Annotated in this window: 17 protein-coding genes and 1 pseudogene; 15 read left to right on the top strand and 3 right to left on the bottom strand. The window is 64.2% G+C overall.

The window, feature by feature from the left end:
- Positions 1-152 precede the first annotated feature (152 nt).
- Entirely contained in the window at positions 153-5,186 is a 5,034-nt protein-coding gene (locus AC30NL_RS13655) for a beta strand repeat-containing protein (RefSeq protein ID WP_489464546.1), read from the bottom strand.
- A 425-nt stretch (positions 5,187-5,611) separates the two neighbouring features.
- On the opposite strand from AC30NL_RS13655, the gene AC30NL_RS13650 reads away from it, so the two are divergent.
- From AC30NL_RS13650 to AC30NL_RS13605, 10 genes and pseudogenes are all read left to right on the top strand, one after another.
- A complete protein-coding gene (locus AC30NL_RS13650) occupies positions 5,612-6,001 on the top strand; it encodes a type IV pilin protein (RefSeq protein WP_489464545.1) in 390 nt (129 codons plus the stop codon).
- Complete coding sequence (locus AC30NL_RS13645) at positions 5,992-6,513, top strand: GspH/FimT family pseudopilin (protein WP_489464544.1); 522 nt, start codon at positions 5,992-5,994, stop codon at positions 6,511-6,513. The genes AC30NL_RS13650 and AC30NL_RS13645 overlap by 10 nt, the downstream gene beginning before the upstream one ends.
- On the top strand, positions 6,510-7,091 hold the full coding sequence (gene pilV / locus AC30NL_RS13640) for a type IV pilus modification protein PilV (RefSeq protein ID WP_489464543.1): 582 nt from the start codon (positions 6,510-6,512) through the stop codon (positions 7,089-7,091). The genes AC30NL_RS13645 and pilV overlap by 4 nt, the downstream gene beginning before the upstream one ends.
- Positions 7,092-7,104: 13 nt before the next feature.
- Positions 7,105-8,124: a PilW family protein gene (locus tag AC30NL_RS13635; RefSeq protein ID WP_489464542.1), complete on the top strand. Its 1,020-nt coding sequence runs from the start codon at positions 7,105-7,107 to the stop codon at positions 8,122-8,124.
- Positions 8,121-8,702 carry a pilus assembly PilX family protein gene (locus AC30NL_RS13630; RefSeq protein ID WP_489464541.1) on the top strand — a complete coding sequence of 194 codons (582 nt, stop codon included), beginning with the start codon at positions 8,121-8,123 and terminating at the stop codon, positions 8,700-8,702. Before AC30NL_RS13635 ends, AC30NL_RS13630 begins: the two co-directional genes overlap by 4 nt.
- Before the next feature lie 21 nt (positions 8,703-8,723).
- The gene (locus AC30NL_RS13625; RefSeq protein WP_489464540.1) at positions 8,724-11,738 is read left to right on the top strand and encodes a pilus assembly protein; all 3,015 of its coding nucleotides are present in this window, start codon (positions 8,724-8,726) and stop codon (positions 11,736-11,738) included.
- Between the two features lie 135 nt (positions 11,739-11,873).
- Positions 11,874-12,874, top strand: a pseudogene (locus tag AC30NL_RS13620) (IS91 family transposase); the annotation flags it as partial.
- 416 nt (positions 12,875-13,290) lie between these two features.
- Entirely contained in the window at positions 13,291-13,620 is a 330-nt protein-coding gene (locus AC30NL_RS13615) for an antibiotic biosynthesis monooxygenase family protein (RefSeq protein ID WP_489464539.1), read from the top strand.
- A 137-nt stretch (positions 13,621-13,757) separates the two neighbouring features.
- Positions 13,758-14,120: a type II toxin-antitoxin system RelE/ParE family toxin gene (locus AC30NL_RS13610; protein ID WP_489464538.1), complete on the top strand. Its 363-nt coding sequence runs from the start codon at positions 13,758-13,760 to the stop codon at positions 14,118-14,120.
- Entirely contained in the window at positions 14,056-14,355 is a 300-nt protein-coding gene (locus tag AC30NL_RS13605) for an addiction module antidote protein (protein ID WP_489464537.1), read from the top strand. Before AC30NL_RS13610 ends, AC30NL_RS13605 begins: the two co-directional genes overlap by 65 nt.
- 11 nt (positions 14,356-14,366) lie before the next feature.
- On the opposite strand, the gene AC30NL_RS13600 is transcribed toward AC30NL_RS13605, so the two are convergent.
- On the bottom strand, positions 14,367-14,537 hold the full coding sequence (locus tag AC30NL_RS13600; protein ID WP_489464536.1) for a hypothetical protein: 171 nt from the start codon (positions 14,535-14,537) through the stop codon (positions 14,367-14,369).
- Between the two features lie 247 nt (positions 14,538-14,784).
- Between AC30NL_RS13600 and AC30NL_RS13595 the strand changes: the two genes are divergently transcribed.
- On the top strand, positions 14,785-15,009 hold the full coding sequence (locus AC30NL_RS13595) for an addiction module protein (RefSeq protein WP_489464535.1): 225 nt from the start codon (positions 14,785-14,787) through the stop codon (positions 15,007-15,009).
- Positions 15,006-15,299, top strand: coding sequence for a type II toxin-antitoxin system RelE/ParE family toxin (locus tag AC30NL_RS13590; protein ID WP_489464534.1), 294 nt, complete (start codon positions 15,006-15,008; stop codon positions 15,297-15,299). The genes AC30NL_RS13595 and AC30NL_RS13590 overlap by 4 nt, the downstream gene beginning before the upstream one ends.
- Positions 15,300-15,429: 130 nt before the next feature.
- Here the strand turns inward: AC30NL_RS13590 and AC30NL_RS13585 are convergent, their stop codons facing one another.
- A complete protein-coding gene (locus tag AC30NL_RS13585) occupies positions 15,430-16,347 on the bottom strand; it encodes an IS110 family transposase (protein WP_489464533.1) in 918 nt (305 codons plus the stop codon).
- A gap of 1,080 nt (positions 16,348-17,427) precedes the next feature.
- On the opposite strand from AC30NL_RS13585, the gene ltrA (AC30NL_RS13580) reads away from it, so the two are divergent.
- From ltrA (AC30NL_RS13580) to ltrA (AC30NL_RS13570), 3 genes are all read left to right on the top strand, one after another.
- Positions 17,428-18,795, top strand: a complete 1,368-nt coding sequence (gene ltrA / locus AC30NL_RS13580) for a group II intron reverse transcriptase/maturase (protein WP_489464532.1) — start codon at positions 17,428-17,430, stop codon at positions 18,793-18,795.
- A 329-nt stretch (positions 18,796-19,124) separates the two neighbouring features.
- Entirely contained in the window at positions 19,125-19,697 is a 573-nt protein-coding gene (locus AC30NL_RS13575; protein ID WP_489464531.1) for a hypothetical protein, read from the top strand.
- A 1,021-nt stretch (positions 19,698-20,718) separates the two neighbouring features.
- Positions 20,719-21,879 (top strand): group II intron reverse transcriptase/maturase (ltrA, locus tag AC30NL_RS13570; protein ID WP_489464530.1); only part of this gene is annotated, 1,161 nt, incomplete at its 3' end.

Raw genomic sequence — 21,879 nt, 5'->3', positions numbered from 1 at the left:
GCTTGAGCCGGTGTGAGAGCGGAGCCCACAGTGACCAGCGTGACGCCGTCATTGAGGAACAGCGTGCCGTTGGCAGGCAACGCAGTGACGTTGATGGACGCAATGGTTCCGTCGATGTCCGTGCCGCCGAGGCTCACGGCAATGGTCGTGTCCTAGTTGCCGCTGACGGTGCCCGCGGTTGCGGTAGGGCCGTCGTTGACGGACGCGACACTGATGGTTTCGGTGGCGGCGACGGATGTCTCACCCTGATCGTCGGTTACCGTAAAGGTCAGGTTGGTGCTGCCATTGAAGTTCGCCGATGGGACGAACTTCAGCGAAGCAGCTTGAGCAGGCGTGAGTGCCGTGCTCAGGCCGACAGCGGTCATGCCGTCGTTCAGGAACAGCGTGCCATTGGCCGGCAGCGAAGTGATCTTGATCGAGGCAATCGTGCCGTCGATGTCCGTACCGCCGAGACTGACGGCGATGGTCGCGTCCTCGTTGCCAGCGGCCGTGCCAGGCGTTGCAGTCGGCGCGTCGTTGACCGAAGCCACGTTGATGGTCTCTGTCGCCGCAGGAGACGTGGCGCCTTGATCGTCAGTGACCGTGAAGGTGAAGCTGGTGCTGCCGTTGAAGTTGGCGATCGGCAAGAACTTCAGCGAGGCGGCTTGAGCCGGTGTGAGAGCGGAGCCCACAGTAACCAGCGTGACGCCGTCATTGAGGAACAGCGTGCCATTGACAGGCAGCGCGGTGACGTTGATGGACGCAATGGTTCCGTCGATGTCCGTGCCGCCGAGGTTGACCGCGATGGTCGTGTCCTCGTTGCCGCTGGCTGAGCCCGGCGTGGCCGTCGGCGCATCGTTCACCGCCGTGATGGTCAACGTCAGCGTCGCCGTCGAGGTGAGCGTCCCGTCGCTCACCGTGTAAGTCGCTGCCGGTACAGCGCCTGCGTAGTTCGCGGCAGGTGCGAAGGCATACGAACCATCCGCATGGATGAGCAGGGTGCCCACGCCCGCCAGGTTCGCCGTCGCGCCGGCGGCGAAGGTGTTTCCGCCCACGACGAACTGCGTGACGGTCTTGGACGGACCATCGACATCCGTGTCATTGGTGAGCACGTTGCCCGATACCGAGACATCTTCGAAGGTCGTCGCGCTGTCGTTCACGCCGACGGGAGCGTCGTTGGCCGCCGTGACGTTGAAGGTCGCGGTGTTGGGCGTGCTGTCAAAGCTGCCGGCCGAGTCCTGCACTGCAAATGTGAAGGACGAGTAGCCCGCGCCGCTGGCATTTGGCGCCGGTGAAAAGACCAACTGGCCCGCGCTGATCTCAGACGTCGGAACCACCGTGCCCGCGGCAATGGCAACGCCGTTGAGCAGCAGCGTGCCAGCCCCGGGCAATGTCACGATGCGCACGGCATCGATGGTCTGGCCGGCATCCGGATCGCTGAACCCGAAGTTGGCGATGGTCAGCGCTGCCGGCGTGTCTTCGTTCGTGGTGATCGTGAAGTCGGTTCCGCTCGGCGGGGTGTTGGCGTTGACGTTGACCGTGACGGTCGCCGTGTCGGACAGCCCGTCCGGGTCCTTCAGCGTGTACGTGATCGTCAGTGAGCCGCTGAAGTTGTTGATCGGTTGGAAGAAGATCGTGCCGTCGGGGTTGACGGACACGAGGCCCTTGCTCGGATCCGACAGCATGGGGTTGGAAACCGTCAATGCCGAGTTCGGGTTGTCGGCGTCGCTGTCATTGGCCGTGACGTTGATGTTGATGGATGTGTTGATCGGCGTGCTCGCGGCATCGTGTACAGCGACCGGCGCGTCGTCCGCTGCGTTGACGGTAACGTCGATAGTGCGCGTCGCGGTACCGTCCAGGCTCTTGATGATCAAGGTGTCGTGCACGGGCGAGCCGCTGGCGGCCATCGCCTGGGTGGCTGGACGGCTGTTGTCGAGCGCATATGTCCACGCGCCCGTCATCGCATTGAAGGCAAACGTGCCGTAGGTGCCGTCGAGGCTGGCCGGGGTTTGGAAGGATGCTTGACCAAAATCGACGTCGACGATGTTGAGGCTGCCGCCCGTCGACGGTGTGCCTGCGATGGCGTTGGCAGTGCCGCCTGCCTCGGTGACACTGCCGGTGGACGTGCCGACGATGATGGCGTTGTCGTTCGATCCATTGACGGTGACGTCGATGATCTTCGTGGCCGCACCATCGGCGCTCGTGACGGTCAGCGTGTCGTGCGCCACCTGGCCGGCGACCAATGCCTGCGTCGCGACCTTGGAGTCGTCGAGTGCATAGGTCCAGGCGCCGGTGATGGTATTGAAGGTGAAGGTGCCGAAGCTTCCATTCAGGCTTGCCGCAGCGGGGGCTTGGAAGACCGCCTGGCTTGCGTCGACGTCGCTGATCGTGAGCAGACCCGATGCATTCGGATTAGGCGAACCCGCGGTGGCGTTGGCGATGCCACCTGCTTCGATGACCGAGCCGGTGGCCGTCCCGGCGATGGACGCATCGTCTTCCGACCCGGTGACCTTCACGTCGATGATCTGGCTGGCAGTGCCATCGGCGCTCGTGACGGTCAGCGTGTCGTGTGCGATCTGCCCGGCGGTCAGTGCCTGCGTGGTGGATTTGCTGTTGTCGAGGTCATACGTCCACGCCCCGGTGGAGGCATCGAACGTGAAGGTCCCGTACGTGCCATTGAGGCTGGTGGCAGCTGGCGTTTGAAAGACTGCCTGACCCGCATCCGCATCGCTGACGGTGAGCACACCCGATGCATCGGATGTCCCTGCCATCGCATTGACCGCACCGCCCGTTTCGATCACGTTGCCGGTGGTGGCGCCGCCGATGCTTGCTGCATCGTTTTGTCCGTTGACGGTCAGCGAGAGTGTCGCGCTCGAGGTGGCGCCCGCGGTATCACGCACGGTGTACGTGAAGATGTCCGTGCCGCTCTGGCCTGCGCCCAGTGCACTTGCCGCTGCGGTGTTCGCCGCATAGCTGTAGCTACCGTCCGCATTGAGCGTGAGTGTGCCGAAGTTGCCGACGAGGGCACTGCCCACGGTGCCGGTGCTGGTGCCGAAGAAGACAGCCGACACGGTCTTGGAGTCGCCGGCATCGACGTCGCTGTCGTTGGCGAGCACGCCAGCAGCAGGTGACGACAGCGTCGCATCTTCAGCCACGGAGCCGACGTCGCCCGTGGTCAGCGGCGCATCGTTCACCGGCGTGACGTTGAAGGTCAGTGAATTTGGTGCCGAGTCGAACGCTCCGTCACTGTCTTGCACGCTGAAGCTGAAGCTTGCGTAGGGCGTGCCGTTGGCATTTGCAACGGGCACGAATACCAGGGTTCCAGCGGCAATGTCGGCCGCCGAAATCACGGCACCGGCAGATACGGCGACACCGTTGTGCAACAGCGTGCCCGTGGCGGGCAGCGCATCGATGCGCACATTGGCAAGGCCCTGGCCTGCATCCGCATCGGCAAAGCCGAGATCGCTGGTTCGAACGGTGTAGCTCGAGTCCTCGGCCAGCGTCTGCGTGCTGTCCGCCCCCGCGGGCGGCGTGTTGGTGCCGACGTTGATGGTGACGTTGGCGGTGCCGCTGCTGCCGTGGCCGTCGCTGACTGTGTAGGTCACCGCGACCGCGCCGCTGAAGTCGACCGCGGGCGCGAAGCTCAGCGTGCCGTCCGGATTGACGGAGATGGCGCCCTGCGCCGGGTTGGCCAGCACGGCGCCGGTGACGGTGAGCGTGTCACCGTCCACGTCGGAGTCATTGCCCAGCACCGAGAAGGTCAGGGGTGTGTTGATCGGCGTCGAGGCCAGATCATGGCCCGCCACTGGCGCATCGTTCACCGAGGCCACGTTGATGGCGAGCGTGGCGACCGAGTTCAGCGCGCCGTCGGTCAGCGTGTAGGTGACGAGCGGGACCGGGCCGTTGTAGTTGGCGGACGGGGTGAATGTGTACGAGCCATCGCCGTTGATCACCAACGATCCGACACCAGTGAGCTCGGCGGTTGCGCCCGCTGCAAAGGTGCTTCCGTTCACCATGAATTGCGTCACCGTGGCCACCGGTCCATCGACGTCCGTGTCGTTGGTCAGCACATTGCCCGACAGCACCGAGTCTTCGAGCGTGGTGGCCGTGTCGTTCACGCCCATCGGTGCATCGTTGACGGCGGTGACGGTGATGCCGATCGACGCTGGCGCCGACACGGTGCCGGTGTCGTCGGTGACCGTGAAGACCACTGACGCACTGCCGTTGAAGTCGGCACCCGGATGGAGCAGCAGGTTCGCGGCCTGCGCCGCAGTGACGGTTTGTCCGGCCAGGACCGGCGTACCGTCGGCGAGCGAGAGCGTGCTGCCCGCCGGAACGCTGACGATGGTCACTCCCGTGACGGTGCCGTCCACATCTGTGCCGCCAAGCGAGAGTGGCAGCGTGCTGTCTTCCAGGCCAGTGACTGCGATGGCGCTGGCCACTGGTGCATCGTTGACCGGTGCAAGATTGATGTTGATCGTGCCCGAGGCAGATCCGCCCCCTTCGCTCACGGTGTAGCCGAAATTGCCCACCGGGGACGTGCCGTTGTAGTCGGCAGGCGGAACGTATTTCAGGCCCGTGAGATCGGCGACCGTCAGCGTACCGCCCGCCAGCACCGGGGTGCCATCGGCCTTTTGAATCTGCCCGATGACCGGCATCTGACCCACAGTGACGGTGGCTGCGGCCGATGCGCCCGAGGGCTGCCCGATGCCGAGGTTGACCGACGGGCCTTGCTCGACGGCGTTGATCAAGTTGGTGACGGCGCCGATGACAGGAATCGGCGTGGCCTTCTCTGTCGCGGTGATCTGGTTGCCGTCAAGAAAGGCCGTGGGCGTGATGGCCGTCCCGTTGCTGGTAAACGGATTGGCACCGCCCACCGATTCGGAAACTCGGTCGACCCGCAGGCCCGGGCCCAGTTCGCCCGCGCCGTCGGCACCAACGATGGCAGCCGTGGCGGCGGTTGCGTCACCGGTGTTGATCCCGGCGATGACGCGATCGATGTCGTCCGCAACCGATGCTGCCTTGGCGGTGATCGTCTCTTCAGGCGTGATCTCGATCAGGCCGGTCTGGGTCGTCAGGATGACGTCGCCACGATGAATCACGTCGCCCACCTTGAGCGCATGCATCTTTCCGTCGGCGCCCCGGATCAGCGCTGCGCCCCACAAGCCACTGACTTTTCCCGAGTGGGTTTGGACGATGGTTGGCATGCGGCGACCTCCTTTGAACGACGGCACGCAGACCTGTGCGCGTGTGATTTGAGGATATCGTTCAGACACCTTCCTTATTCGTCGCGGCCAGACTTGGTTTCGTGAACGGAGTCACCGAAGGCGGCGATTCGTGCCAGATAAGCAGGATCGGGCAGGCAGCAAACGCAGACTGGGTTGGTGGCGTTTTCGGGGTACGAATAGCGACGTGGATCATGCGTGGTCAGCCAACCCTCCAAAGAGCCCGCAAATGCGGGCTCAACGGCGGTGGGGTGCCGCTCTCCAACGCGGAATACGTCACGTCCTTCTTGGGAACATTTTCCCAATTACGACGAATGGTTCCCGACCAGCGATGAGCGGTTCGGCCGCACGTCAAGTTCCCTGCTCAGCCCCCGATAACGATTCAACCCTTCTTGTTGAACTGCAGCATGCGCACCTCGTCTCGCGGCTTCACGCTGATAGAACTGATGATCACGGTGGCCGTAGTCGCCCTCCTGGCGGCCATCGCCTTGCCCAACTACCGCGAGCACCTGCGCAAGTCGCGGCGCGCCGAGGCGCAGTCGTTCATGATGGCCGTGGCCGCCCGCCAGCAGCAGTTCATGGTCGACACTCGGGCCTTCGCTGCCACCGTCGACGCAGCCGGCATTCCCGTCCCTTCCAACGTGAGCGTCGCGTACACCGTAGCGATGCCCGCCCCTGGGACGAACACCTTCACGCTCACGCTGACGCCAAACGTTGACCAGTCCAGCGAAAAGTGCGGCACCTTGAGCATCGACCAGAACGGCACCAAGACTGCCGCCATGACTGGATGCTGGTGATGCCCATGAGCCGTCCCGCCCCCCGCTACAACGCCCGGCCCAACGCGAAGGCCGCTCGCGGCTTCACGCTGATCGAGCTGATGACCGTCGTCAGCGTGGTCGCGATCCTCACGGCCATCGCGGCGCCGTCGTTCCGCAGCTTCGTCGCCGGCCAGCGCATCAAGGCCGCCTCCTACGACCTCACCTCCGCGCTGATCCTGGCACGCAACGAAGCCCTCAAACGCAACGGCAACGTGCAGGTAGCCCGAACCGGCACGAGCTGGAATAACGGCTGGCAGGTCAAGATCGTCTCCAACGACGCCGTGCTCGGCTCCCAGAACGCGGTGGACAGCTCCCTCAGCTTCACCGGCGCCCCCGACCGCATCGTCTTCAACGCCAATGGCCGCGTCTCGTCGCCCACCGCCGCCGTGCGCATCCAGCTGGCCTCCACCGCGGCCACGAGCAATGCGGTTCGCTGCGTCGCGCTGACCTTGTCGGGCCATGCCCGATCTTCCGTGGGAGACTGCTCGTGAACGCGCAGGTCTCGAACGCCCGTCGGCAGCGCGGCGCTCTGCTGATCGAAGTGCTGGTGTCCATCGTCATCTGTGCCTTCGGGCTGCTGGGCTTCGCTGCCTTGCAGGCAAGGGCCACCGCGGCCGAGTTCGAGTCGTACCAGCGCAGCCAGGCCCTGGTGCTGCTGTCGGACATGACTGACCGCATGAACGCTAACCGCGGCAATGCCGGCAGCTACGTGGTGAGCGGCCTCATCGGCGAAGGCGCCGCGGCCGACTGCGCCTCGCTCGCCGGCGCGAGCCTCGACCTGTGCGAATGGGGCAACCTCATCCGCGGCAGCGCCGAAACCCGCGGGGGCTCGAAAGTCGGCTCGATGCTGTCGGCGCGCGGCTGCATCACACGCGCGGTCGGCACCAGCGACCGATACGTCATTTCCGTGGTCTGGCAGGGCACCGTCGCGACCGGCGCGCCCGCCAACGGCTGCGGCCAGGGCGACTCCGCATTCCCGCGCGAAGACCAGCGGCGCGCCGTGTCGTCCACGGTGTGCATCGCCAGGCTGAAGGACCCGGACGTCATTCCACCAACCCCCCGGTGCTGAGGCGATGCTCCACATGAAGCTGCATCTGAACGCCCGCGCCTCGCAGCGCGGGCTCACGCTCGTCGAACTCATGGTGGGCCTCACGCTGGGCCTGCTCGTCACGGCAGCACTGCTGACAGTGTTTGCCAATGCCTCGAACACCGGTCGCAACCTGGAGCGCGCCAGCCAGCAGATCGAGACTGGCCGCTATGTCGCGGAACTGCTGTCGGAAGACCTGCGGCTGGCGGGCTTCTATGGCGAGGTGCAATTCACGGGGGCGGTGTACTCGCAACCAGACCCGTGCAGTACCACGCCGAACCCGACCGGTGCCCTCAACTGGGTGGCAGACCCCCTCACGCTGCCCGCCCCCGTGCGCGGGTACCGCCATGCGGATACCGTGACCTGCCTCGCCAACCGCCGAGCAGGAACCGACGCGATCGCGATGCGCCGCGTGAGCGCCGAGACGATAACCCCCGCCAGCATCGCCACGCCCAACACCCAGAACTACGTGCAGTACTCCTACTGCGTGAGCGACCCGGCGATGACGCGCCTGGTGTTCGGCGCGGACCCGAGCGCCTTCGTGCTGCACAACCGCAACTGCACTGCGGCCAACAGCGTGCGCGCGTATGTGTCGCGCATCTATTTCGTGGCGTCGTGCAACCAGTGCGGCACAGGCGGCGACACCATCCCCACGCTCAAGCGCATGGAACTCGTGGGCAACCAGGTGGTGGAAACGCCTCTGGCCGAAGGCGTCGAGATGCTTCGCATCGAGTACGGCTTCGACCTGAACAACGACGGCGCGCCTGACACCTACCTCCTCACGACGGATGCAAGCGTGACGGGCGCGGCCTGGGAAAACGTGGTGGCCATCAAGATGCACTACGTCACGCGGTCCATCGAGAAGGCCTCGGGCACGGGTCTGGCTACGGCACAGAGCTTCACGCTGGGCGGCGCGGGCACCTACGAGATCCCCACGGCCGACGGCTACACGCGCCGCGCCTACACCACCGTCATCCGACTGGCCAACTCGAGCGGCCAGCGGGAGGTCCAATGATTCGCAGCCCACGACACGCCTGCCGCCAGCGCGGCATCACGCTCATCGTCGCCCTCGTGCTGCTGATGGCGATCTCGATGTTGGGCATCTGGGCCTTCAACGGAAGCACCACCAACACGCGGGTGGTGTCCAACATGGAGATCCGCAAGGAAGCCATGGTGGCGGCGCAGACGGCCGTCGAGCAGACCATCAGCTCGGCACTGTTCACCACCAACCCCGCCGGAGTCGCCGCGAGCGCCGTGCCGATCACGATCAACGGCACCACCTACAACGTGGCGCTGAAGGACAAGAACGGCAACCGCAAGCCCGCCTGCTACCGGGTGCGCGTCGTGAAGCAAAAGGACCTCAACGTCGATTCATCCGGCGACCGCCCCTGCATGAAGGATGCCGGCCGTGACACGGGCATGGAAAGCGAGGTGCCGCCACCGGTCATCACCTCGGGTGACTCGATGTGCTCCGAAACCGAGTGGAACGTCTACGCCGAGGCGACCGACGCGCGCACCGGCGCCTTCGTCGCCGTGAACCAGGGCGTCGGAGCCCGCGTGCTCACCACCGATGCCGACAACGCCTGTCCCTGACACCCACAGCAGATGCACATCATGAAGCCGTCCTCGAAGTTTCTGCGCCCCTTCCTGCTCGCCGCACTGTGCGCCGGCTTGCCGCATGCCGCACGGGCTGAAGACATCGACATCTACACCACCTCCGGCGCGGCGAGCAACGACATTCCCAACGTCTTGCTGATGCTGGACAACTCGGCGAACTGGTCGGCCAGCCTGTCGGTGGGCAACTGCTACTACAAGAACAACGGCGTCACGACCACGGATGGCCCCAAGGCCGACAACCCCGGCAAGGAGCAGGGGACGAAGATGGCGATCGAGAAGTGCGCCCTCTACAACGTGATCGACGCCTTGCCCACCAAGGCCGGCGCGGACGCCAACAGCGACGCACTGTTCAACGTCGGCCTGATGCTGCTCAACGAATCGCCATCTTCGATCAACGGCGGCTACCCGCGACAGGCCTTCATTCCCATCACGACCAACAACAAGGCCGTGCTGAAGGCGAAGATCAAGGCCCTAGGCATCGGTGATGACAAGGGCAACAACGCCGCCTTCGCCAAGGCGATGTACGAGATGTTCCTGTACTTCCGCGGCAGCGCACCCTACGTGGGCAACCTTGGCAGCAAGTTCGATGCGGCCGCCTTCTCCGGCGGCAGCTACATCTCATCGGCCACGGCCTCATGCGCGCGCAACTACATCATCTTTATCGCCAACGGCAGCCCGCAGGGTGCGGAGAACAACGATTCGCTCTCGCTGCTCACGGCGGCCGGCGGCAACACCTCGCCCATTGAATACCCGTCGTCCTACATCAGCACGTCGGAGCAGGCCAACTGGGCCGACGAATGGGCCCGCTTCATGCGCGGCAAGGACGTGAGCAGCAAGGACGGCACGCAGGGCATCACCACCCACACGGTGGCGGTGACGGGGTCGTCAAGCGACGGCACCTTCCCGAACTTCATGTTGAGCATGGCCAACAACGGCGGCGGCACCTACACCGCCGCGAGCGACGCCGACACGCTCACCACCAAGCTGCTTGACACCTTCAATTCCATCCAATCGGTCAACAGCGTGTTCGCGTCCGCGAGCCTGCCAGTGGCCGTGAACGCCCGCGGCACCTATCTCAACCAGATCTACATGGGTGTGTTCCGCCCGGACGGCGACGGCAAGCCGCGCTGGCGCGGCAACCTGAAGCAGTACCAGTTCGCCGCCGACGCACTGGGCAACCTGAGCATGGTCGACGCACTCGGGGTGCAGGCCATCAACGACTCCACCGGCTTCATCCTCCCCTCGGCCCTGTCCTTCTGGACCGAGCCGAGCACGTTCTGGGTCCGGCAGCTCATGGGCGATTCGGGCGCATCCGATTACAAGGATGGCGACGTCGTCGAAAAGGGCGGCGCGGCCCAGCGGGTGCGTGCCAAGTACGCCACCTCACAGGCGGCCCGCAAGGTCTACACCTGCGTGGGCTGCGGCGCCGGCAGCTCCCTGGGCGGCACCGACGCGACGCGGTTCAACACCAGCAACACGCTGATCACCACGGCCTTGCTGGGTGCCGCGAGCGACACCGACCGCAGCAACCTCATCACCTGGGTGCGCGGCACCGACAACGCCGGCGACGAGATGGGCCCCGGCGGCACCACCACCATCCGACCCTCGGTGCACGGCGACGTGCTGCATTCGCGCCCCGCCGTGATCAACTACGGCGGCACGCTGGGCGTGGCGGTGTTCTACGGCGCCAACGACGGCATGCTGCATGCGATGGACGGCAACCGTACCGGTCCCGCGCCGGGCGACGAACTCTGGAGCTTCGTGCCCGAGGAGATGTTCGGCAAGCTGAAGCGCCTGCGCAACAACACGCCGGAAGTGAAGCTGTCGACCACGGTCTCGGCGACGGCCCAGCCGCGTGACTATTTCGTGGACGGCCCGATCGGCCTGTACCAGCGCATTCGCGCCGACGGCACCACCTCGCGCGCCGTCATCTACGTGGGCATGCGCCGCGGCGGCCGCCAGCTGTACGCATTCGACGTCAGCGACCCGGCCTCGCCCATCCTGCTGTGGCGCACGAGCTCGTCGGACATGGCCAAGCTCGGCCAGACGTGGTCAGAACCCAAGGTAGGACGCATCCGCGGCAACGCTAACCCGGTGGTGATCTTCGGTGGCGGCTATGACGCGGCCGCCGAGGATGCCAACGTGCCCGGCACGACGACGATGGGCAACACCATCTTCGTCATGGACGCCTTCACCGGCGCAAAGCTCAAGGAGTTCAGCGGCATCAGCCGCAGCGTCGCGGCGGACGTGTCCATCCTCGACACCGACTTCGACGGCTACATCGACCGCGTCTACGCCGTCGACCTGGGGGGCCAGGTCTGGCGGGTGGATTTCGAGAACGACGGTCAGACGGACCCTGACCACTGGAGCATCTTCAAGGTGGCCGACCTGTCCGGCGGCACCCTGACCGGCCGCAAGTTCTTCTATCCGCCCAGCGTGGTGGTGACCGGCAGCTTCACCGCGCTGATGTTCGGCTCGGGCGACCGCGAGAAGCCGCTGCTGAGCGCGACGCAGGACCACTTCTTCACCATCTTCGACCGCACCTTGAGCAAGGGCCAACCGAGCGACTACACCGTCATCAACTTCAGCGCGCTCACCGCCGTGGGCGCGGCATCCACCACCACCGGCTCAGGCTGCTACCTCACGCTGCAGCAGGGCGAGAAGGTCGTCAATGCGGCGACCACCATCGGCGGGAAGACACACTTCGGCACCAATGCACCGAAGGACACCACGGCAACCAACACCTGCACCGGCGACCTGGGCACGGCGCGCGGCTACACAATGCCGCTCTTCTGCACCACGCCCACCTCCACCGAGTATCCCGGCGGCGGCCTGCCGCCCAGCCCGATCTCGGGCACCGTGACGATCACCAACCCCGACGGCACGCAGACCAGCCACCACTTCTACACCGGCGGCGACCAGCGCAAGGGCGCGCTGGCGCCGAACGACCCCAACATCAAGCTGTCCAAGACTCGCAAGCGGCTGTACTGGTACCAGGAAGGCGCGCGCTGAGAGGCTGAGAGTATTTCGAACGTGTCCGAGCAGCACGTCAAAAGGCGGCTGATCTAGGCGCAAAGCGCAGCCATAGCTTGGCTATGGCGAGCATTTGCAACGACGAGCAGGGGGCTTTTGGCGTGATGAGCGGGCAATCGCCACTGCCCGCAGTGCCAGAGACGTGAGCGTGAGGCTTGGCGCGCGGCACGGCTGGGCGAGTTGCTCAACGTGCCGTACTGCCACCTGGTCTTCACGCTGCCGCACGAGCTCAATGCGCTGGCCGTGCACGCACGCAGGGTCTACGACACGCTGATGCAGTGCGCGGCCGCCACGCTCAGCGAGTTCGCGGCCAACCCGCGCTGGCTCGGCGGCGTGGGCGCGTTCACGCTGGTACTGCACAGCTGGACCCAGGACTTGCGGCGCCTCCTGCATGTGCACGCGCTGATGGCCTGCGGGGCACTGCTCGACGCTGCCGGTGCCAGCACCTGGGTTCAGCCCAGGCTCGGCGAGCGCTTCCTGTTCCCGGTGCATGCACTGTCGAGGGTGTTCCGGGATAAGTTCCTGGATGCGCTCAAGCGGGCCATCGAAGCGGGTGCGCTGCCGCACGACCCGGCCGATACGCAGCGCGCGTGCCGTGAGCGCGTGCAGGCCCTGCGCCGCCACGATTGGGTGGTCTACGCCAAGACGCCGCTGGCGGGGCTTGCGGCGGTGCTGGACTATCTGTCGCGCTACACGTATCGCACGGCCATCGGCAACGAGCGGCTGGTGGTCATCGATGGCGACAAGGTGCGGCTGAGGGTTCGCGCCGACGACACCGGCGGCAAGCGCACCATCGCCATGAACGGCCAGCAGTTCATCGGCCGGCTGCTGCAGCATGTGTTGCCGCCGGGCTTCAAGCGCATCCGGCGCTATGGGTTGCTGGCACCCGTGACCAAGACCCAGCGGCTGGCACTGGCCCGACAGCTACTGGCCATGCCGGCGGCGAATCCGCAAGCACGCGAGGACGTGCATGCCTTCATGCGCCGCGTGGCACCATCGAGATCCAATGCTGCCCGCACTGCAAGGTCGGGCACTGGCTCGTCACCGAGCACTTGGCTGCCGATCGTGCGGCCATCGCGGCCATCACCGCCACTCCATGCCGAGGGCCGCCGTGATCCGCACACGCAGCCCCGCGCCCTCGGCAAGGTCTCGTTCCAGACGCAGGCCCGGCCCTTCGTGCACCCTGCTCGCCAGGATCGGCTGCCAACGGCCCCGGCATCGCCGCCCAATCGATGGGGCACTCACAACGTCACCATCCTGCGGCCTTGGTGGCACCCCTGCGCTCCGTCCAGCGCACCTCGCCGTCATCAACGCTCACCGCTGAAACTTACACTACCCACTCGGCCGCCATACCGACGATTCAGTTCAACACGGTTTATCTGACTCTGCTCTGCCGTGCCTTTGCTTGAGTGCGGGTTCGGCGTCAGACAAACGCTATTCGTTAGGCCCTGGCAATAGCAACTGGCCGCTTACTTCGATCCCCGGCAGCCAATGCGTTGCTTCCTATGCTCAAACCATTTCTAGGTCATTCATGTATTCGTCTACGTTCATCTTTGCCAAGGGTCAGTTTGATGAAGCGTTCCATCGACTGGATCAAGAGATCGCCGTCATGGCAAAGTCAATCCCTGGCTACTTGGGCGAAGAGGCCTGGGAAAATGCGAAAACCGGCTTGGTTTCCAACGTGTACTACTGGGAGTCACTGGAGGCCTTGCAGAAGCTAGTCACGCATCCCCTTCACCTCAAAGCAAAGGCCGCACAGGGCAACTGGCTCGCGGGCTATCAAGTCGTGGTCTCCCAAGTCCTCCGCACATATGGTGACTCCAAGATCAGCCAGCTATTGCCTGCAGCGGTATCGGCCTAATCGGATAGCCGGGGGGGTTCTAGCCCCCAGCCGAGGACGGCACCCGGCAAGCCGGGCGCCGCCTCTCATCTCGTTGGGCGTCACGAAGTCGCAAAACCTTCGCTTGGCATTCGTATCCACATAGATTCAGTCAGCGCATGTTCACGGTACGGCAAACGCAGGAGTTCCAAGACTGGCTTGATGGCCTCAAAGACCTCAAAGCTCAGTTACGCATCGTCGCCAGGCTACGTCTGGCTGAAGCAGAGAATCTTGGCGACTGGAAACCAGTCGGAAGCGAAGTATCGGAGATGCGAATCGCGTTTGGTCCGGGCTATCGCCTGTACTTCACGAAACGCCAGAACGTACTCATCGTCATCTCGCTGGCGGTGACAAATCAACCCAGGCAAGAGATATCAAGCGAGCGCAGAAGCTCTTGCAACAGTTGGAGCTTGAATGATGAGTACTTCCAAGACAAAGGCAAAGCTTCTTCCATTCGATGCGGCTCGTTACCTCACCGATGACGAAGCCATTGCCGAGTACATGACCGCTGTTCTAGACACCGAAGACACAGATCTTTTGCTGCTTGCGCTTAGCGATGTTGCGCGGGCCAAGGGCATGGCACAAGTCGCCAAAGATGCTGGCCTCGGTCGAGAGAGCCTTTACAAGGCCCTCGCGCCGGGCGCAAAGCCGCGCCTAGACACCATTCTCAAGGTCGCTCGTGCCCTTGGGGTTAGGTTCTCAGCGCATCCCGCGTGACGCCCACCCCTTCAATCGAGAGGACGTGCCCCGGCAAGCCGGGTCACGCCGCTCATCTCAAACGGCGCAGGCAGGGCGATTGCATGAAGAAATGACCAAATATCTGGCATAGGAGACCCCTCGAAATCGAGGCGAAACGTGGACTTGCTGTTGGTCTTGCTGGACTTTTCTCGCTTGAGCATCTGTCCGCCTTACCTGTGGCCGCCACGCAATGCCACCAGAAGCAAGTTCATGTAACGGACGCGGCCGTTTTCTTGTCTTTTGACCTTCATTTGCTCTTCTAGAGGTCAATCTCGAGGCATTCCGTTACCACGCTTTCACTCGTTTCCTTCATGCAATCGCCCGGACGGCGCAGGCCACCCCTAGTGCACTTGCCACCATCCGCGTGGTCTTCCACCTGTGGCATGCTTCGCCGAAGCGAGGTGTGAAATGGCTATTCCAGTTGAAGTTCTCGAGGCCGAGGTTCTCAGCCTCTCCGAAGCAGAGCGCTCTAGGCTAATTGACCGGCTCATCGCGAGCCTGGAGAAAGATCCTGAGTGGGAGACGGCTTGGTCGGAGGAAGCTGATCGTCGGGAAACCCGCATCAGCAGCGGCGAAACAACGTGGGTCCGTGGCGAGGACGCAGTCGCACGTATTCGATCTAAGCTCGCGTGAGCAACTTCCTCACGCCTGAGGCGGAGGCCGAACTCGCCGAAGCCGTCAGCTTCTACGCAGATCACGTCAGCGTGAACGTAGCTCGGAACTTCTTGGCCAAGTTTGAGGAGAAGGCTCAGCTTCTCGCGGAGTTTCCGGGTCTTGGCACACCGACAACCAAGGGGCGACACCTCTTCCCAATCGGCAGGTACCCATACTCCATGCTCTACCGAGCAGAAGCCGGATCCATTAGGATCAGCGCCATCGCCCATCACAGTCGGCGTCCCCACTACTGGGAGCACCGCTCATAAGGCGCATGCTCGCGCAGAGCGCCGCCTAACCTTCGCTCGAGCGGACCTCCACCGGCGAGGCACTTCGGCCGCGAGGCCGCGGTGCTTATCATCGGCCTCGCGGCCCAAGCGCCTCGCCGGCTCCGGCCGCTCAGCTCAAACGTTGATATGGCTTCTCTCTGTCAAGAGGGCGCACCCGGGCCCTCTGCGAACACAGATGCGATGAATTGCCTGCCGCGTGGCGATGATCGGGCTTACGCGCGGGCTGTGCCGGTAATGCCAGGCGATCTCGCCGAGCATGCGCCGTGCGGCGCTGTTGCCCGCCTTGGTGATGCTGCCGTGGCGCCGCTTGGGGCCCGAGGAGTGCTCGCCGGGCACCAGGCCGACATAGGCCATCAGCTTGCGCGGCGACGCAAAGCGCAGGAAAGTCCTGCAGCTCGGCCACCAGCGTCATCGCCGCGATCAATTGCACGCCGCGCATGGCCTGCAGCGCCTGCACCAGCGGCATCAGGTGCCACGCGGGCAGTGCGTCGCGCAGGGCCTGCTCCAGGCGCGCGATGCGCTGCGTCGACTCCGTGACCGAGTGCAGGTATTCCTGGAAGCCAATCTGCTGGGCCGCGTGGGGCATCTTCAACGTGGCCAGCCAGCGCAGGTGGGCGCCCGTCCAGGAGCTCTTGCCGGCATAGGGGATGCCGTTGCGCAGCAGCAGGGCCTTGAGCCGATGGCGTGCGTTGCGGCATTCGCGTACCGCGTCCTCGCGGGCGCGCACCAGGTCACGCACGGCCTCGTCGGCGGCATCGGGCACACGTACCGCGGTGAGATCTCCCGATCGATCCAGCCGCGCCAGCATCATGGCGTCGCGCCGGTCGGTCTTGATCCGATCCTCCGAGCGCTTCGGAATCGACGAGGGCGCCACCACCTTGCAGGCGGTGCCCAGCGCGTTCAGGTGGCGCCAGATCACGAACACGCACGGTCCGGCCTCGTAGACCACATGCAGCTTGTGGCCCCGGCTGATCAGCTTGCGCAGCGCCTTGTCCAGCGAGGTCAGATCGCCGCCGATGCTTCCCACGTGTCGCACTTCGCCGTCGCGGCCGGAGTCGGCAGTGGCGATGTCGATCGCTGTCCTTGTGAACGTCCAAACCCACGTACAGGGTCGTGATAGATTGGTCGATGGCTCGTCTCCTCGCAAAGTCGCAACGACCCGACCGACCATCGGTCCGGTGCATTGGTGTAGCTCGGCACGCCCTCGGCGTGCAACCTACGGTGTTGCAGGGGACGGGCCGCCCGAGTTCACGAAGCCATCTTGTCTAGGCCGCACAGGAACCACCAAATGCTGCTCTTGCGCCTACTTTGCTTTTCCGCTGTCCACTTCGGGCTTTGGTACGCATCGGTCGTCGTGGCGTATGGCTCTGATCTCGATCACGTTTTCACTCGTTCCGCCTTAGCCAGCAATGCCGCGTCACTGTGCGCAGTCCTTCAGTACCCACACGATCTGCTGCTACGAATCCTTCCCGCACACCTCCTTCAGCAAGTTCCGCAGCTCGCACTTGGCCCCATCGCGCTGAATAGTGTTCTCTGGGGCATCGCTCTTTCTCTCTTGTGGTACCTGCTTTCCGCCAGCGGAAGGTTCACTGTCGATTCGAATGCGCCACGCTCTCGCTTCAGCTAGCCACATCTGGCATGTCACACCCTTCGGCCAAGCTTCTCGCCTCGCCGAGAGTGCGGCCTAACGAATAAGGATAGATCGCGCGAAGCCGCGATCTATCCGTTGTGCGCCCAGCATGGGCGCGATTCTCGGGGTGGAAGTCCCCGGCCGAGCTGGCCACAGGGAGGCAAGTGAAGCGCAACTGCGTGAGGGCGACCGAGCGTGGGGAGGAAGCGTGGAGCGTAAACCGCGAGCCGAGGTACACGAACCGCATTCGAGGCGACGCCGACCAGGGCGAGCAGGCAACGATCTGCGAAGCTCTTGTGGCCAAGGGTCGGGCGACGTAAATGCGGCGGTTGTGCGGTGAAGGATCGCGTTCTTACCTGGGGAGATCTCGCCTTGTGCCTGAAAGGGCGACGGTGACGAACCGGAGCGAGAAGTCAGCAGAGGCCGTAGTAGCTCGGCAACGGGCGAAGGGCTGAACGAGAAGGAGGGTGACGAGTCGTGTCGCTTGAAGAGGTCGGAACTCAGAAGCCGCAAACAGCGGGTGCCAGACCGAGGGCGGCGGTGAAGCCAACGCCCGAACTCGGGCATGAGCAGGCATCGACGGCGCGACGCGAACAGACGAGCCCAGGGGCCGCTGACCTGCTGGGGCAGGCGCTGGCCAGAGAGAACATGGTCCAAGCGTGGAAGCGCGTGAAGGCCAACAAGGGCAGTGCCGGCGTGGACAAACGTACGGTGCTGGAGACAGGCGAATACCTCAAGCAAGCGTGGCCCGACATCCGGGCGGAATTGCTCGATGGCAGATACCGGCCCGATCCGGTGCGCCGCGTGGGCATACCCAAGCCGGGAGGCGGAACACGCGAGCTGGGGATTCCGACGGTGGTGGACAGGCTGATCCAGCAAGCGTTGCTGCAAGTGCTGCAGCCGCTCATCGACCCGACGTTCAGCGAGCACAGCCACGGTTTTCGACCAGGGCGAAGCGCTCATGACGCGGTGTTGGAAGCGCAACAGTACGTGCAGGCTGGCTACGAGACCGTAGTGGACGTGGACTTGGAGAAATTCTTCGATCGCGTTAACCACGACATTCTCATGGACCGGCTGGCCAAGCGGATTGCGGACAAGCGGGTGCTGCGGCTGATCCGCCGCTACCTGCAAGCGGGCATCCTGGCGCACGGGGTGTGCAGCGAAAGGTTTGAGGGCACGCCGCAAGGCGGCCCTCTGAGCCCATTGCTGGCCAACGTGCTACTGGACGAAGTGGATCGGGAGCTGGAGCGCAGGGGCCACAAGTTCGTGCGTTATGCCGACGACTGCAACGTCTACGTCAGGAGCCAGCGGGCAGGTGAGCGGGTGCTGCAAGCGCTGCGCGGCTGCTACGCGAAGCTCGCGCTAACGGTCAACGAGTCCAAAACGGCGGTGGCGTCAGTCTGGGGACGCAAATTCCTGGGCTATTGCTTCTGGGCGTACAAAGGCGAAGCAAAAAGGGCGGTTGCCAAATCGGCGCAGGACAAGCTGCGCGAGCGACTGCGTCAACTGACACGCCGCACACGGGGCCGCAGTCTCGAACAGATCGCCGCGGACTTGCGGGACTACGTGCCGGGCTGGAAGTCGTACTTCCGACTGGCGCAGACACCCAAGACCATGCGCGAATTGGATCAATGGCTGCGACACCGGCTGCGGGCCGTGCAGCTCAAGCAGTGGCGAAGCGGTCCCACGATCTTCCGTGAACTGCGCCGACTGGGCGCCAGCGCGGACGATGCGGCCAGCATCGCTGGCAATGCACGACGCTGGTGGCATAACAGCGCCTTGGGGCTGAACCGTGTACTAACGATCGCCTATTTCGACCGCTTGGGTGTCCCGAGATTCTCATGACCTCAACTTCTCGAACCGCCCGGTGCGGACCCGCATGCCGGGTGGTGTGGGAGGGGTCCGATCAGCGATGATCGGCCCCTATCCCGATTAACCCTTCCATCGAGCGGACGTCTGCGAGCTGGCTGCGCCAGCCCGCAGACGCCGCTCATGTCAAACGTGTGTGCCGTGCATGGTGAGCATGAGCACCGATTGCGATGGTCTTTTTCGCTTTGGTGATCATCTTGCGTGAGGGTTGATGGTTGCTCCCCATCGCGTACGTTGATCAAACGACGGGCAAGGCGAACAGGGATTGGCCGACACTGTATGGAGACTACGAATCCAGGAACCATGTGAGCCACAGCACCGATCCAAAACTCTTCCACTTCCTTTCGACCATTGATGAGGACTTGGCCGCGAAGGCTCGCACAAAGGGCTGCGGCTTCTGTGGCGGCGTGCTGCACAGCGCGCGCTATCCCCGAAAGCTGCGCGTTGGTCCACCGGAGCTGAACGAGACGAGTCCGACACGCTACAGCTTTTGTTGCGAGACCTGCCGAAAGCGAACGACACCGGCGTCGGTTCGCTTCTTCGAGCGACGGGGCTATCCGGCACTCGTCGTGGTGTTGCTGGCTGCAATGCAGGCCGGCGTAACGGACGGCCGGATCGACGAGTTGCGCGAGAGCTTGGGGGTGGCACGCCGTACGTTGCAACGGTGGCGCCGTTGGTGGCAGGAAGTCTTCGTGCGAACCTCATTCTGGGAAATCGAGCGGGCGCGCTTCATGCCGCCAGTCGAGCACACCGCCTTGCCGGCATGCCTGCTGGAGCGCTTCCTGGGCAGCGACGCACAAGCGAAGCTCATCCAATGCTTGCGCTTCCTTGCGCCGCTATCGGTGCCCGGCGCGGGCTCGTTGCGCGAGGGTCGTTGAACTCCCGCAGAGAATGTCGCATCGACACAATCTTCACACTCCACGAAGTCGCCAAGCGCACCTCCTCACCTCGTCGAAGCGCTTCCTGTTGATCCAGTCGCGAACAGCCTGATATCGGCGGTGCGAGCGGAGGGTGTCTGGTCGCGTGTCGTGTAGCGATGGTTTGACAAACTTTCGGTGGCGTGCGCCGAAGGCGTAGGGCCGTCAGGCCCGTTACCCCAAGTTCAACCCGTGCAGGGTTCGAGATTCGTGGCCCGCGGCCACAGAACGTGGCGTACTGCGATGCAGCAGCGCGGTGCATACCGGGGACGTCACTGGTTGTTGGCCGCGCCCTCAAAGCCAAGAGGCTGGGTGCACCGCGGCCATCCTGAACGCACCCCAACGAACGCCATTGCCGCTCGCGCCGACCAATCGCACGGCGGCCAATCCGGCATCACGACGCCTGGACCTTCTCTGCTGACCATCGCAATGGCCATCGAGGATCTGAACAGGGTCACGTCGGCTCCCGAAACGTCGCCGATGGTCACATTCCGTGATGGCCCGACTGACCATCACCGAGCTCGATCATTGGTCCATCGAATTGGCTGATCACACTCACAAGTGCGTCGCCGCGAGGCGGGGTGCGGAGGAAGTCCAAGGCGAAATCGCGGGGCGATGAACAAAAACCGGATATGAGGCGTGATGCATCCGGGGCCAGTGGGCACGTGACCACCAAGCCCTCCATCTGCAAACTCGGGCGCAATGCCGGGATGGGTGCATTTTGTAAATCCGGCGCCTATGCGAGGAAGGATTCGTGTCTTACCACGGGAGATCTGCGCGGTGCATGGCGGCGGTTGCGCCATGCTGGGCGGTGGGTGACTGCCGCTGAAGACCACGCAGAAGTCAGCAAAGGGCGTAGTAGACCGCGGGCTCGCGGTCAAAGGCCCGAACGCTGCGAGAGCTGGGGGCGGGCCTGATGGGGGCGGGGATTGCAGCCGAACCGGCTGAACCCAGCACCACTGACAGCACGAACGCCCAGCCGATGGATGGCAAGTTGCTGGAGCGCGTTCTCGAACGCGACAACCTGCAGCGAGCCTTGAAACAAGTGCGCCGAAACAAAGGCGCGCCGGGAATCGACGGCATGAGCGTCGACGAACTACCCAAGCACTTGGTGCACCACTGGGAAGCCATCAAAGCCGACATACTGGCCGGACGGTATCGACCGCAGCCGGTGCGACGCGTGGAGATTCCAAAGCCCGATGGACGCAAGAGGATGCTGGGCATTCCCACCGTGCTGGACCGATTTGTCCAGCAGGCCATTGCGCAGATCGTGCAGACGCAATGGGAGCCACACTTCCATCCCGACAGCTACGGCTTCAGACCTCAACGCTCGGCGCACCAAGCGGTGCGCAAACTGCAGGCGGACGTCAAGGACGGACACGGCTGGGTCGTGGACCTCGATCTGGAGAGCTTCTTCGATCGGGTCAACCACGACCGGCTGCTGCACCGGCTGCGACAGCATGTGGACGATCGGGCGCTGCTGCGCCTGATCACTGCGTTCCTGAAGGCCGGGGCCTGGGTGGACGGGCAGCGGGAGCTCGGCGTCATGGGGGTGCCGCAAGGTGGCCCGCTGTCGCCGGTGCTGGCCAATGTGGTGCTCGACGAGATGGACTGGGAACTGAGCCGGCGCGGCCACCGCTTTGCCCGCTATGCCGATGACTGCAACATTGCGGTCAAGAGCGAACGTGCGGGACAGCGGGTGATGCACAGCGTGACGCGCTGGATCGAAGACTCACTGCGGCTCACAGTGAATTCACGAAAAAGCGCCGTTGACCGGCCCTGGAACCGCAAGTTCCTGGGCTTCACGCTCAGCCGTCGCGACAAGAACTTGAAGGTGGCCGACACGGCCATCGACAAGCTCAAGGACCGCGTGCGAGAACTGAGCCGCCGAACACGAGGCCAAAGTTTGAGCCAGATCGTTGCAGAGCTGAGAGAAACCCTGCTTGGTTGGAAAGCGTACTTCGGCGTGACCGAGGTTCTGAGCCCTCTGCGCGAGCTGGACAAATGGATTCGGCGACGGTTACGCTGCTACGCATGGAAGCAATGGGGATCGAGGGGCTATCGCGAGCTGCGCAAGCGTGGCGTGTCCGTGCGCGAAGCATGGAACGTCAGCAAGAGCGCTCATGGCCCATGGCGAATCTCG

The organism is Rhizobacter sp. (assembly GCA_021153565.1).
GTDB lineage: Bacteria > Pseudomonadota > Gammaproteobacteria > Burkholderiales > Burkholderiaceae_C > Albitalea.
The sequence above is the reverse complement of the archived record's forward strand: the minus strand, read 5'-3'. Positions and strand labels throughout refer to the sequence as shown.

Bases quoted from the DNA above. Each gene is read 5' to 3' on its own strand.
- AC30NL_RS13655 (WP_489464546.1), bottom strand. From the start codon at position 5,186: ATGCCAACCATCGTCCAAACCCACTCGGGAAAAGTCAGTGGCTTGTGG.
- AC30NL_RS13650 (WP_489464545.1), top strand. From the start codon at position 5,612: ATGCGCACCTCGTCTCGCGGCTTCACGCTGATAGAACTGATGATCACG.
- AC30NL_RS13645 (WP_489464544.1), top strand. From the start codon at position 5,992: ATGCTGGTGATGCCCATGAGCCGTCCCGCCCCCCGCTACAACGCCCGG.
- AC30NL_RS13635 (WP_489464542.1), top strand. From the start codon at position 7,105: ATGAAGCTGCATCTGAACGCCCGCGCCTCGCAGCGCGGGCTCACGCTC.
- AC30NL_RS13630 (WP_489464541.1), top strand. From the start codon at position 8,121: ATGATTCGCAGCCCACGACACGCCTGCCGCCAGCGCGGCATCACGCTC.
- AC30NL_RS13625 (WP_489464540.1), top strand. From the start codon at position 8,724: ATGAAGCCGTCCTCGAAGTTTCTGCGCCCCTTCCTGCTCGCCGCACTG.
- AC30NL_RS13615 (WP_489464539.1), top strand. From the start codon at position 13,291: ATGTATTCGTCTACGTTCATCTTTGCCAAGGGTCAGTTTGATGAAGCG.
- AC30NL_RS13610 (WP_489464538.1), top strand. From the start codon at position 13,758: ATGTTCACGGTACGGCAAACGCAGGAGTTCCAAGACTGGCTTGATGGC.
- AC30NL_RS13605 (WP_489464537.1), top strand. From the start codon at position 14,056: ATGAGTACTTCCAAGACAAAGGCAAAGCTTCTTCCATTCGATGCGGCT.
- AC30NL_RS13600 (WP_489464536.1), bottom strand. From the start codon at position 14,537: ATGCTCAAGCGAGAAAAGTCCAGCAAGACCAACAGCAAGTCCACGTTT.
- AC30NL_RS13595 (WP_489464535.1), top strand. From the start codon at position 14,785: ATGGCTATTCCAGTTGAAGTTCTCGAGGCCGAGGTTCTCAGCCTCTCC.